This is a genomic window from Streptomyces sp. CA-251387 (assembly GCF_050936625.1).
In the GTDB taxonomy this organism is placed as follows: Bacteria; Actinomycetota; Actinomycetes; order Streptomycetales; family Streptomycetaceae; genus Streptomyces.
The window spans coordinates 7,302,660-7,315,313 of sequence record NZ_JBNJMJ010000001.1; the positions used below are offsets into that span (position 1 = coordinate 7,302,660).

At 73.5% G+C, this 12,654-nt stretch carries 8 protein-coding genes; all 8 read left to right on the top strand.

What is annotated here, in order from left to right:
- The first annotated feature begins 60 nt into the window (after window positions 1-60).
- Genes ACQEV2_RS32540 through ACQEV2_RS32575 form a run of 8 tightly spaced genes read left to right on the top strand, consistent with a single transcriptional unit; the run spans window position 61 to window position 12,654 of the window.
- Window positions 61-6,579, top strand: a complete 6,519-nt coding sequence (locus ACQEV2_RS32540) for an amino acid adenylation domain-containing protein (RefSeq protein ID WP_433049483.1) — start codon at window positions 61-63, stop codon at window positions 6,577-6,579.
- 5 nt (window positions 6,580-6,584) lie between these two features.
- Complete coding sequence (locus tag ACQEV2_RS32545) at window positions 6,585-6,791, top strand: MbtH family protein (RefSeq protein ID WP_433049486.1); 207 nt, start codon at window positions 6,585-6,587, stop codon at window positions 6,789-6,791.
- 6 nt (window positions 6,792-6,797) lie between these two features.
- Window positions 6,798-8,144, top strand: coding sequence for a cation:proton antiporter (locus ACQEV2_RS32550; RefSeq protein ID WP_433049489.1), 1,347 nt, complete (start codon window positions 6,798-6,800; stop codon window positions 8,142-8,144).
- Window positions 8,141-9,664: a tryptophan 7-halogenase gene (locus ACQEV2_RS32555; protein ID WP_433049492.1), complete on the top strand. Its 1,524-nt coding sequence runs from the start codon at window positions 8,141-8,143 to the stop codon at window positions 9,662-9,664. The genes ACQEV2_RS32550 and ACQEV2_RS32555 overlap by 4 nt, the downstream gene beginning before the upstream one ends.
- 12 nt (window positions 9,665-9,676) lie before the next feature.
- Window positions 9,677-10,846 carry a cytochrome P450 gene (locus tag ACQEV2_RS32560; RefSeq protein WP_433049495.1) on the top strand — a complete coding sequence of 390 codons (1,170 nt, stop codon included), beginning with the start codon at window positions 9,677-9,679 and terminating at the stop codon, window positions 10,844-10,846.
- Window positions 10,847-10,870: 24 nt separating this feature from the next.
- Window positions 10,871-12,103, top strand: coding sequence for a cytochrome P450 (locus ACQEV2_RS32565; protein WP_433049498.1), 1,233 nt, complete (start codon window positions 10,871-10,873; stop codon window positions 12,101-12,103).
- 15 nt (window positions 12,104-12,118) lie between these two features.
- Window positions 12,119-12,376 (top strand): ferredoxin, encoded by a 258-nt coding sequence (locus ACQEV2_RS32570; protein WP_433049501.1) that lies wholly within the window; start codon window positions 12,119-12,121, stop codon window positions 12,374-12,376.
- On the top strand, window positions 12,376-12,654 hold the full coding sequence (locus ACQEV2_RS32575) for a phosphopantetheine-binding protein (protein WP_433049504.1): 279 nt from the start codon (window positions 12,376-12,378) through the stop codon (window positions 12,652-12,654). The genes ACQEV2_RS32570 and ACQEV2_RS32575 overlap by 1 nt, the downstream gene beginning before the upstream one ends.

The following is a 12,654-nucleotide window of genomic DNA, read 5'->3' on the forward strand; positions in this document are numbered from 1 at the left end:
GGCCGAAGGCCCTGGACCAGTACCACGCCCTGCCGACACGCCCTGCCGAGGAGAGAAGCGATGACCCGATCCGCAGTCGAGGACGTGTGGCCGCTGTCGCCGCTGCAGGAAGGCCTGCTCTTCCACGCCGCCTTCGACGACCAGGGGCCCGACGTCTACACCGTGCAGTCGGCTCTCGCCGTCGACGGGCCCCTGGACGAAGCACGCCTTCGTGCGTCCTGGGCGGCGCTGCTGGACCGGCACGCCGCGTTGCGCGCCTGCTTCCGGCAGGTCAGCGGAGCACAGATGGTGCAGGTCATCGCGCGGACCGTGACCTTGCCGTGGCGCACCGAGGACGTGTCCCACCTGCCCGAGCCGGAGGCCCGCGCCGCCGCGGAGCGCCTCGCCGAGCGCGAGCGCGCCGAGCGTTTCGACCTGGCGACCGCGCCGCTGCTGCGGGTCCTGCTCGTCCGGCTCGCCGAGCACCGCCACCGCCTGGTGATCACCAGCCACCACATCCTCATGGACGGCTGGTCCGCACCCGTGCTCATCGGCGAACTCGCCGCCCTGTACGCGAACGGGGGCGACGCCTCGCTGCTGCCCCGTACGACGTCGTACCGGGACTACCTGCTGTGGCTGGGCAAGCAGGACAAGGAAGCGGCCCGGACCGCATGGCGGGAGGAACTGGCCGGGGCCGACGAGCCGACCCTGGTCGCGCCGGTCGCCCCCGACCGTCGGCCCGTCTTCCCCGACCACGTCGACCGCGACCTGCCGGACGCGCTCGCCGGCGCGCTGACCGAGCTGGCCCGCACCCGTGAACTGACCGTCAACACCGTGGTGCAGGGCGCGTGGGCCCTGATCCTCGCCCGGCTGGCCGGGCGCACGGACGTCGTGTTCGGCGCCACGGCGGCCGGGCGTCCCGCGGATCTGCCCGGCGTGGAGACGATGGTGGGGCTGCTCATCAACACCCTGCCGGTGCGGGTACAGCTCGACGGCGACCGGCCGGCCGCCGACCTGCTGCGGGACCTGCAGAAGCGGCAGTCCGCGCTGATGAGCCACCAGCACCTCGGCCTGCCGGCGGTGCAGCAACTCGCCGGGCCGGGCGCGACGTTCGACACGCTCGTGATCTACGAGAACTTTCCCCGGCAGTCCGGCGGACGCGCCGCCCGGGCCGCCGCCGCGCCCGACACCCCGGTGATCCGGCCCGAGGGCTTCGCCCGCGAGGCGGCGCACTACCCGCTGACCCTCGTCGTCGCGCCCGGCGAGCGCACCCGGTTCCGGCTCGAGTACCGGCCCGACCTCTTCGACCGGGCCGCCGCCGAGTCCCTCCTCACCTCCCTGGTGGGGATCCTGGAGCAGCTGGTGGCCGACCCGGCCGTGCCGGTGGGCCGCATCCGGGTCACCGCACCGGCACCGCCCGGCGAAAGTGCCGAGCCCGGCGTGACGCCGTTCCGCACGGTGCCCGAGCTGATCGCCGAGCGCGTCGCCGCCGCCCCGGACGCCGTGGCGCTCGTGGCAGAGGAACAGACCCTGACCTACGGCGAGTTGTGGGCATTCGCGGGACGGCTCGCGGCGTATCTGGCGGACGTGGGCGTGGCCCGGGGCGACCGCGTCGCGGTGGTGCTGGAACGGTCCGCGGACGTGGTGGTGGCGCTGCTGGCCCTGTGGCGGGCCGGCGCCGTTCAGGTGCCGGTGGATCCCGGGAACCCGCCGGAGCGGGTGGCAGCGGTCCTCGCGGACTGCGGAGCCACGGCGGTGCTGTGCACGGACGCGACACGCGCCGTGGTCCCGGAGAGCGCGACGGGCGTCGTGGCGCTCGACGACCCGGTGGTGCGGGATGGCGTGTTCGTGGACGGGGCCGACCCGGCTGTGCCGGATGGCGTGCTCGCGCACCGGGCCGACCCGGCTGTGCGGGTCGGCGTGCCCGAGCCGGGGGCCGCCCCGGCCGCCCTCCCCGTCACCGCGCACGAGGTGGCGTACGTGATGTACACCTCCGGCTCGACCGGTGAGCCCAAGGGTGTCGCGGTCCCGCACGGGAGCGTGGCCGCGCTGGTCGGCGAGCCCGGCTGGCGCCTCGGGCCGGAGGACGCGGTGCTGCTGCACGCGCCGCACGCCTTCGACGCCTTCCTGTTCGAGGCGTGGGTGCCGCTCACCGTGGGTGCCCGTGTGGTCGTCGCCGGACCCGGTGTGGTCGACGCCCAGGAGGTGCGCCGGTACGTGGCAGGCGGCGTCACGACGCTGCACCTCACCGCCGGCACCTTCCGGGTGCTCGCCGCTGAGACTCCCGGGTGCTTCACCGGGCTGCGGGAAGTCCTGACCGGCGGCGACGTGGTGCCCGTCGACGCGGTGGCGCGAGTGCGTGCCGCATGCCCGGAGGTGGCGGTACGGCATCTGTACGGGCCCACCGAGACCACCCTGTGCTTCACCTGGCACGCTGTGCGGCCCGGGGACGAGGACCTCGCCGTGCTGCCGGTGGGCCGTCCGCTGCCCGGCCGCCGGGCCTACGTGCTCGACGCCTTCCTGCAGCCGGTGCCGCCCGGGGCGACCGGCGAGCTGTACCTGGCGGGCGCGGCACTGGCCCACGGCTACTGGGACGCACCCGGGCGGACCGCGGAGCGGTTCGTGGCGTGCCCGTTCCGGCCCGGCGAACGGATGTACCGCACGGGCGACTTGGCCCGCTGGACGGACGACGGCGAGCTGGAGTTCGGGGGCCGCGCGGACGCGCAGGTGAAGATCCGGGGCTTCCGCGTGGAACTCGGCGAGATCGAGGCCGCCCTGACCGCACATCCGGCCGTCGCCCAGGCCGTGGCCGTCGCCCGCGACGACGGTCCCGGCGGGCGGCGCCTCGTCGGCTATGTCGTCCCGGCCGCCGCGGAGACCGTGGATCCCGACGCGATACGTGAGTACGTCGCCAGGCGCCTGCCCGACTACATGGTTCCGGCCGCCGTCCTCGCCCTGGGCGCCCTTCCGGTGACCCGCAACGGCAAGGTCGACCGCAAGGCCCTGCCCGCCCCGGACTTCGCCGCCCGCACCACCGGACGCGGACCGCGCACGGCGGCCGAGGAGCGGCTCTGCCGTCTCTTCGCCGAGGTGCTCGACCTGGAACGCGTGGGCTCTGAGGACAACTTCTTCGAGCTGGGCGGGGACTCCGGCCTCGCCATGCGTCTCGCGGGCCGGATCCGGGAGGAGTTCGACGCCGAACTGCCCATCCGGCAGTTCTTCGGCTCGCCCACCCCCGCCGGGGTCGCCCGCCTCCTCGCCACCCGGGCCCGCCCCGTCCTCGGCGCCGCCGGACCAGACGCGGACGGGGCGGACGTGCCCGTCACCGCAGGCCAGCTGCAGACCTGGCTGACGTCCGCGCTGGACGACGAGGCGGGCGTGGACCGCATCCCGGTGGCCCTGCGGCTCACAGGCGAACTCGACAAGCAGGCGCTGCGCTCGGCCCTGACGGACCTCGCGGCCCGCCACGCCGTCCTGCGCACGATCTTCCCGGGCATCCGGAGCGCGGACCTGCACCAGCGCACCCTGACCGTCGAGGAAGCCCTGACACCGGGCGGCGCCGGCTTCGCCACGGACCTGGCCGAGGAACCGGTCGACGAGGAGGAGTTGACCGGGGTCCTCGCCGAACGCACGCGCCGCCCCTTCGACCTCTCCCGCCACCTCCCCTGGACCCGGCACCTGTTCGCCCTGTCGGAAACCGACCATGTGCTGCTCCTCGTCGTGCACCGGATCGCGGCCGACGAGGCCTCCGTGGACGTCCTGCTGCGCGACCTGGCCACCGCCTACACCGCCCGCCGTGAGGGCCGCGTGCCCGAACGGGCCCCCCTGCCCGCGCAGTTCGCCGACTACGCCCGATGGGAGCGGGATCTGCTCCAGGGCGAGCAGGCAAGGGAGAGCCTGGCCGGCGACCAGCTCGACTACTGGAAGAACACCCTCGCCGGCATCGACGCCGAACTCCCGCTGCCCGCCGACCGCCCGCGCCCGCAGATCGCCTCCCATCGGACGGGTGCCGTCCCGCTGCGCCTCGACGCCGACCTGCACGCCCGCCTCGCCGACCTGGCCGAATCCGCCGGCGCCACGCCGTTCACCGTGCTGCACGCCGCGCTCATGGCCCTGCTCGCGCGGCTCGGCGCCGGCGACGACATCACCGTCGGCACGCTGATCCCCCGCCGCGACGACCCGGCCCTCGAAGGGGTCGTCGGCCCCTTCGCCGGCCCCCTCGCCCTGCGCGCCGACGCCTCGGGCGACCCCACCTTCACGGATCTGCTCGCCCGGGCCCGGGAGACGTACCAGGAGGCGGCCGCGCACCGGGACGTGCCGTTCGAGCGGCTGGTGGACGTGCTCGGCCTGCCGCCCTCGCTGGCCCGCCACCCGGTCTTCCAGGTCATGCTCGACGTCCGGGACGACATCGCCGACGCCTGGGACCCCTGGGAGCTGCCCGGTCTGCGCACCGTCCGCCTGGAGACGGGCCCACGGCCCACCGAGACCGACCTCTCCCTCGATCTCGCGGAACGCTATCTCGCCGACGGCGACTTCGGCGGCATCGACGGCCAGGTCCGCTACGCCACCGACCTGTTCGACGAACCCACCGTCACGGCGCTCGCGCACCGGCTCACCCGCGTCCTGGCACAGGCCGCCGCCGACCCGCAGGTGCGGCTGAGCGGGCTGGACGTCTTCCTGGACGAGGACGAGCGCCGACGGGCGGTGGACCTCGGCAACGCGACGGCGGCGCCGCTGCCCGAGGCCACCACGGTGGAGCTGTTCGCCGCGCAGGCCGCGCGCACCCCGGCCGCCGTGGCCGTCCTCGACCAGCGGATCCCCGGCATGTACGAGGCGTCCATGACGTACGAGACGCTGGACGCCCTCTCCGACGAGGTGGCCCGGCGTCTGGTGGCGGCCGGCGCGGGACCCGAGCGCATCGTCGTCGTGGCGATACCGCCCACCCTCATGCTGGTGATCGCTCTGCTCGGAGTCCTGAAGTCGGGTGCCGCCTGCCGCTTCGCCGACCCGACCCGGCCGTGGGACGGCGACGACCGCAACCGGCCCGCCGCCCTGCTGTGCGACGCCGCGGGACCCGTACCGGAGGACGCGGGCGTCCCCGTCGTACTGATGGACGACCCGGTGACGGGCGGGACGGACGAGGACCGGCCGCCCTCGGACGAACTCGACTTCCCTTCCCACCAAGGTAGTTACGGCGGCGCCGAACGGCTCCTGCGCCCGGACCACCCCGCCGTGGTGCTCGACAGCGCGACGCACCCCGGTGCCGCAGCGGTGGTCTCCCATCGCGCCCTCGTCAACCAACTGGCGTACCGAGCGCGGACCGCATCGGAGGCGGACCTGCTGCGGCTGGACAGCAGCGCCCCGGCCTCCGACCTCCTGACACCGCTGCTCGCGACGCTGTGCTCGGGAGGCCAGGTGACCCTGGGAACGGCACAGACGACACCGCTCGGCGCCGGACAGGCCGCCGCGGAGTTGGGTGGCCTGTGGCTGGAGCACGAGAGCGGAACGGGAACGGCCACGACAGGCGAGGATTCCGGCGATCAGACCCCCACGGGACGCCAGGTGGCCAACACCCGTGCCTACGTGCTGGACGACTTCCTGCGCCCGGTGCCCCCCGGCGCCCTCGGCGACCTGTACCTGGCGGGTGCCTCACTCGCCCGCGGTTACCTCGGCCGCACGGGCGCGACCGGTGAGCGATTCGTCGCCAGTCCCTTCGGCGCTCCGGGCGAGCGGATGTTCCGCACCGGGCACCGGGCGCGCCGGGATGCCACGGGCGGGCTCACCCTGCGGGCCGGCACCGACGCCGCCACGCGACGCGGACGCGCGGGCCGGGGTTCCGGGACGGGACGCGGCGACCTGAACGTCCTGCTGCCGCTACGCCCTGAAGGCACGCGCCCGCCCCTGTTCTGCATTCACCCCGGCATGGGGCTGAGCTGGGGGTACGCGGCCCTCCTGCCGTACCTCCCCGGCGACGTACCGGTGTACGGCGTCCAGGCCCGCGGCCTCGCCCGCCCCGAGTCGCTGCCCGGCAGCATCGAGGAGATGGCCGCCGACTACGCGGACGAGATCCGGGCCGTACAGCCCACCGGCCCCTACCAGTTGCTCGGCTGGTCCATCGGCGGCACCCTCGCCCAGGCCGTGGCGGCCCGGCTGGAGGAGCTGGGCGAAGAGGTGGCGCTGCTGGCCCTGCTCGACGCCTACCCCAGCAGCTCCGCCCGGTCCCGGATGCGCGACGAGGAAGGCGGACCGGAGGACGGGTACGCCGTGCTGCGGCAGGACGAGGGCGGCATCGCCGACCTCTACCGCTCGACCGGTCTGAGCGAGCAGTCCCTCGCCAACCTGGAGAAGGTGCTGCGGAACATGGCCGGCTTCACGCCCGACCACACCCCGCGGACCTTCGGCGGCGACCTGCTGCTCTTCGTCGCCACCGCGGACCGGCCCGCGGACCTGCCGGTGACGGACGCGGCCGCCGCCTGGCGGCCCTTCGTCGGCGGACGGATCGAGTCGCACGAGATCGCCGTCAACCACTACGACATGCTGCAGCCCACGCCCTTGGCACAGATCGTGCGCATCGTCACGGAAAAACTCAGGAAGGACTGAGGAAAATGACCAATCCCTTCGACAACGAGAACGGCACATTCGTCGTCCTGGTGAACGACGAGGGTCAGTACTCGCTCTGGCCGAATTTCGCGGAAATACCCGAGGGCTGGACCGTCGCGCACGGCGAGTCCACCCGCCAGGAATGCCTGGAGTTCATCGAGGAGAACTGGACGGACATGCGCCCCAAGAGCCTGGTCGAGGAAATGCGCTGAGCGCGGATGGACACGGAGTCCATAGCGGCCGTCGCCATCGGCGACGTCGCTCTCATCCTCGTCGCCTCGCGGCTCCTCGGCGGCCTGGCACGCCGTTTGGGGCAGCCCGTGGTCATCGGGCAGATCGTCGCCGGGATCGCCCTCGGGCCCACCCTCCTCGGGCGGCTGCCCGGCGACCTGACCGACCGTCTCTTCCCGCCGGAGGTCCTGCCGTACCTCACCGTTCTGTCCCAGGTTGCCATCGTGCTCTTCATGTTCGTGGTGGGCTACGAGATGGATCCACGGCAGCTGCGCCGGGGCGGCAGAGCCTCGGCGACGGTGGCGCTGTGCGCGTTCCTGGTCCCGGCGGGCCTCGGGGCCGGGCTGGCGGGAGGCTTCCCGGGGCTCTTCGCCGCGGTCCGGCCGGACGGCGCGGCCGGCCGGTCGTTCGTGCTGTTCATGGCGGTCGCCCTGTCCGTCACCGCGCTGCCCGTGCTCGCCGCGATCGTCCGTGAGCGCGGCCTGGCGGGCACCCCGGCGGGCAGCGTGGCCACCGCCGCCGCCGGACTCATGGACGTGGTGGCATGGCTGGTGCTCGCCGTCGCACTGGTCGGCACCGGGCACGCGACCCGGCTCGCCTGGCCGATGACGCTGCTGCTGAGCGCGGTGTTCGTGGCGGCGCTCTTCCTCGTCGTACGGCCGCTGCTGGCGCGGTGGCTGGAACGGTCGGGCACGCTGCAGGCCAACCAGCGCACGCTCGCCCTGGCACTCGCCCTCGGCTGTGGCTGGGCCACCGCGGAACTCGGCCTGCACGCCGTGTTCGGCGGCCTGCTCGCCGGCATCGCGATGCCCCGCAGGGACGGCGTGCCCGACGCCGACGTGCTCAGGCCCATGGAGGAGAGCGCCGGCCTGCTGCTGCCGCTGTTCTTCGTGACGACGGGCCTGTCCTTCAACATCGGCTCCGTCGACGGCGACGGCGGCGCCCTGCTGGCCCTGGTCCTCGCGGTGGCCGTCCTGGCCAAAGTCCTGCCCGCCTACGGCGCGGCACGCGTCAGCGGCATGGACCGGCACGCGTCGGCGCTCGTCGCCGCACTGGTGAACACCCGCGGCCTGACGGAACTGATCGTCCTCAACGTCGCGTTGAACGCCGGGATCATCGGCGAGGAACTCTTCACCATCCTCGTGCTGATGGCATTGGTGACCACGTTCCTCACCGGGCCGCTGATTTCGCTCGTCGAGCGGTCTCGCCATAAATGGACACGCTTGACGGTCGAGCACGGTCATTACGAGACTCGCACAAGCAGTCGGAATTCCACGGCCGGGACGGGGCAATCCCCGGTGCGGGAAAACGCCAACAAACCTGAAGGGGGATGACCTTGCCGGAATCCGAGGAATTCGACGTCGTGGTCGTCGGCGGAGGGCCCGCCGGATCGACCCTGGCCGCGCTGGTGGCCATGCAGGGACACCGGGTGCTGGTCCTGGAGAAGGAGTCCTTCCCCCGCCACCAGATCGGCGAGTCGCTGCTGCCGTCCACCGTGCACGGCGTGTGCCGGATGACCGGGGTCGCGGAAGAGCTGGCCAAGGCGGGCTTCCCGCGCAAGCGCGGCGGCACCTTCCGCTGGGGCTCCAACCCGGAGCCGTGGACCTTCTCCTTCTCCGTCTCCCCGCGCATGTCGGGGCCGACGTCCTACGCGTACCAGGTGGAGCGATCCCGCTTCGACGAGATCCTGCTGAACAACGCCCGCCGCGTGGGCGCCGACGTCCGCGAGGGCTGCGCCGTCGTCGACGTCGTCGCCGACGACGAGCGGGTGCGCGGCGTGCGCTACACCGACGCCGACGGAGCCGAACGCCGGGCACTCGCCGCGTTCGTCGTGGACGCCTCGGGCAACAAGAGCCGCGTGTACCAGCGGGTGGGCGGCACGCGCGAGTACTCGGAGTTCTTCCGCAGCCTCGCCCTGTACGGCTACTTCGAGGGCGGCAAGCGGCTGCCCGAACCCAACTCCGGCAACATCCTCTCCGTCGCGTTCCCGAGCGGCTGGTTCTGGTACATCCCGCTCAGCGACACCCTGACCAGTGTCGGCGCGGTCGTACGCCGCGAGATGGCGGAGAAGATCCAGGGCGACCGGCACAAGGCGCTCCTGGCACTGGTCGACGAGTGCCCGCTCATCGCGGAGTACCTCTCGGACGCCCGGCGGGTGACGACCGGACCGTACGGCGAACTGCGGGTCCGCAAGGACTACTCGTACCACCACACGACGTTCTCCCGCCCCGGCATGGTGCTGGTCGGCGACGCCGCCTGCTTCGTCGACCCGGTGTTCTCCTCCGGCGTCCACCTCGCGACGTACAGCGCGCTGCTCGCGGCCCGCTCCATCAACAGCGTGCTCGCCGGACTGGTCGACGAACCCCGCGCCATGCGGGAGTTCGAGGCCCGCTACCGGCGTGAGTACGGCGTCTTCTACGAGTTCCTGCTGTCCTTCTACGAGATGCACCACGACGAGAGCTCCTACTTCTGGCAGGCCAAGAAGGTCACCCGGACCAACCGGCCCGAGCTGCAGTCCTTCGTCGAACTCATCGGCGGGGTCTCCTCGGGCGACCAGGTCCTCACCGACGCCGACGTCGTCGCCAAGCGCCTTGCGGCGGGCTCCGCGGAGTTCGCCGACGCGGTCGGCACGCTCGCCGGCGACGCCGACGACAGCATGGTGCCGCTGATGAAGTCGTCGGTCGTGCGCGAGGTGATGCAGGAGAGCGGCCAGGTCCAGATGCGCGCCCTGCTCGGCGCCGACGCCGAACCGGAGGCGCCCCTGTTCAGCGGGGGCCTGGTGCCGTCCGCGGACGGCATGTTCTGGCGGGAGACGGGCCGGGCGGCGCGCACCGCCGACGGCGCGGGCGAGTGAGGGGGTGCGGGCATGGCGCGGCCGACCGACCTCTCGATGCACAACCGGCGCGACCGTCTCGACCCCCTGCCCGAGCTCACCCGGCTGAGCGCGCGGGCGCCGCTGACCCGGACCGGCCTCACCGACGACCCGTCGGCCGGCACCGGCTGGCTCGTCACCGGGCACGACGAGGTGCGCGCGGTCCTGGGCGACACGGAACGGTTCAGCACCCAGCTGCCCGGCGACAGCGCGCGGCCCGCGCAGGTGGGCAACCTCGTGCAGTACGACCCGCCCGAGCACACCCGGCTGCGGCAACTGCTCGCCCCCGAGTTCACCGTCCGGCGGATGCGGGGCCTCGAACCCGCCGTGGACCGGATCGTGGAGGACTGCCTGGACTCCCTGGAGAAGGCCGGGCGGCCCGCCGACTTCATGCGCCACGTCGCCTGGTCCGTGCCCGGCCTGGTGATGTGCGAGCTGTTCGGCGTGCCGCGCGACGACCGGGCCGACCTGGCGCGGCTGCTCAAGGTGGGCCGCCCCGCCTTCCGGGGCCGGCGCACCCAGGTGACCGCGGGCGGCGCCTACCTGGCGTACATGGCCCGGCTCGTGGCGCGCAAACGCCGCGATCCCGGCGACGACCTCCTCGGCAGGGTGGTGCGCGAGCACGGCGCGGAGGTCAGCGACGAGGAACTCGTCGGGCTCGGCGCGTTCGTCATGGGCTCGGGGGTCGAGAACGTGGCGGCGATGCTGGGACTCGGCATCCTCGCCCTCCTGGAACACCCGGCGCAGCTCGAACTGCTCCGCACGCGGCCGGAGTTGACCGACCGCGCGGTGGAGGAGCTCATCCGCTACCTCTCGGTGATCCCGACCGCCACGCCCCGCACCGCCCGCGAGGACGTCACCCTCGGCGACCAGGTGATCAAGGCCGGTGACCGGGTGGCCTGTTCCCTGATCGCGGCCAACCGCGGCACCCCGGAGGGCACCGCGGACGGCCTCGACATCACCCGGGACGCCGCCTCGCACGTGGCGCTGGGCCACGGCATCCACTACTGCATCGGCGCGTCCCTCGTCCGGATGGAACTGCGCAGCGCCTATCCGGCGGTGCTGCGCCGCTTCCCCGCGCTGCACCTGGCCGTCCCCCCGGAGGAGATCCAGTTCCGGCCACAGGCCCCGTACGGCGTGGAAACACTGCCCGTCACCTGGTAGCCCCGTCACCTGGCAGGAGGAGCCATGTCCCAGGCAGCCACACCCCGCGCGGACACACCGGCCGAGCCCCAGCTCGTCTACGCGCGCCGGGACCGGTACGCCCCGGCCGCCGCCCTGCGCGACCTCGCCGCCCGCGGCCCCGTCGTACGGGTCGAGGTCGGGCCGGGCACCGACGGGAAGTCCGTGTGGCTGGTCACCGGCTACGCCGAGGTCCGGCAGGTCCTCGGCGACCACGTGCGCTTCTCCACGCGCCGCCGCTTCGGGTCGAGGACCGCTTCCGGCCGGGACGCCGGTGTCCGGCCCGACCCGATGGTGGGCCAACTCATGGACTACGACCCGCCCGAGCACACCCGGCTGCGGCAGATCCTCACCCCGGAGTTCACCCTCCGCAGGATCCGCAGGCTCCGGCCCCGCATCGACACGATCGTCGGTGAACGCCTCGACGCCATCGCAGCGGCCGGCCCGCCCGCCGACCTGGTGCCGGCGTTCGCTCTGCCCGTGCCCGGCGCAGTGCTGTGCGAGCTCATCGGCGTGCCGCGCGACGACCGCGACGAGTTCCTGCGCCGTGCCCACGGCTTCCTCGCCGCCGGCCAGGGACGCGGCCGGCGGGCGGCGGTGGGCGAACTCCTCTCCCGGTACGTCGCCGCGATGGTGGCACGGCAGCGCCGCGACCCCGACGACGGCTTCCTCGGCATGCTGGTGCGCGAGCACGGCGACGACGTCACCGACAAGGAACTGCGGGGCGTGTGCGTCCTGCTGGTGCTCGCGAGCCTCGACAACCTCTCCGGCATGCTGGGCCTCGGGACGCTGCTGCTGCTCGAACACCCCGGCCAGCTGGCGGCCGTCCGCGACGACCCCGGCGCGGTGGACCGCGCGGTCGACGAACTGCTCCGCCATCTCACGGTGCCGCACGCGCCGACTCCCCGGATCGCCCGCGAGGACGTCACCGTCGGCGGACAGCTCATCAAGGAAGGCGAGTACGTCCTGTGCTCCCTGCCGATGGCCAACCGGGACCCCGCCCTGCTGTCCGAGCCCGACCGCTTCGACATCGCCCGGGAGCCCACCGCCCACGTCACCTTCGGGCACGGCATCCACCACTGCCTGGGCGCGCCCCTCGCCCGCATGCTGCTCGGCGTCGGCTACCCGGCTCTGTTCGGGCGCTTCCCGGGGCTGCGGCTCGCCGAGCCCGCGGCCACGGTCCCGTTCCGGGTGCACGCGCTCGCCCACGGCGTGGACCGCCTGCCGGTCACCTGGTGAGAGGAGATGAGGGACATGAGCGAGACGGGGACCCGAACGGCGGGGCCGCGCGTCGAGGTCGACCGCAACCGGTGTGTCGGCTCCGGCATGTGCCTGGCCCATGTCCCCGCCGTCTTCGACCAGTCGGACCGGGACGGCAGGGTCCTGCTCGTCGACCCCGCACCCCGGGCCGGCCTGGTGCCGGCGGTGCGGGCGGCCGCGGACCGCTGCCCGTCCGGCGCGATCACCCTGCACGAGCCCGGTCGGCCGGGCCACGACCTGGAGGAGGAGTGATGGAGCGAGGAGCCGCGGGTACGCAGGCGGCGACCCTGACGGCCGTACGGGACGTCGTGGCGCCCCTGTGGTGCGAGGCCTTACAGGTGCCCGAAGTGGCCGACGAGGACGACTTCTTCGCCCTCGGCGGCCATTCGCTGGCGGCCCTGCACGTGATGACCACGATCGAGCAGACGTACCAGGTGGAACTGGGCGGCGTGCGCGACATCTGGGAGAACCCGACCTTCGGTGAGTTCGTCGCGGCCGTCGCGGCGCTCGTCACCGGCCCCACCGAGTAG

Excerpts from the sequence above, each read along its gene's own strand:
- ACQEV2_RS32540 (WP_433049483.1), top strand. The coding sequence starts at position 61 with ATGACCCGATCCGCAGTCGAGGACGTGTGGCCGCTGTCGCCGCTGCAG.
- ACQEV2_RS32545 (WP_433049486.1), top strand. The coding sequence starts at position 6,585 with ATGACCAATCCCTTCGACAACGAGAACGGCACATTCGTCGTCCTGGTG.
- ACQEV2_RS32550 (WP_433049489.1), top strand. The coding sequence starts at position 6,798 with ATGGACACGGAGTCCATAGCGGCCGTCGCCATCGGCGACGTCGCTCTC.
- ACQEV2_RS32555 (WP_433049492.1), top strand. The coding sequence starts at position 8,141 with ATGACCTTGCCGGAATCCGAGGAATTCGACGTCGTGGTCGTCGGCGGA.
- ACQEV2_RS32560 (WP_433049495.1), top strand. The coding sequence starts at position 9,677 with ATGGCGCGGCCGACCGACCTCTCGATGCACAACCGGCGCGACCGTCTC.
- ACQEV2_RS32565 (WP_433049498.1), top strand. The coding sequence starts at position 10,871 with ATGTCCCAGGCAGCCACACCCCGCGCGGACACACCGGCCGAGCCCCAG.
- ACQEV2_RS32570 (WP_433049501.1), top strand. The coding sequence starts at position 12,119 with ATGAGCGAGACGGGGACCCGAACGGCGGGGCCGCGCGTCGAGGTCGAC.
- ACQEV2_RS32575 (WP_433049504.1), top strand. The coding sequence starts at position 12,376 with ATGGAGCGAGGAGCCGCGGGTACGCAGGCGGCGACCCTGACGGCCGTA.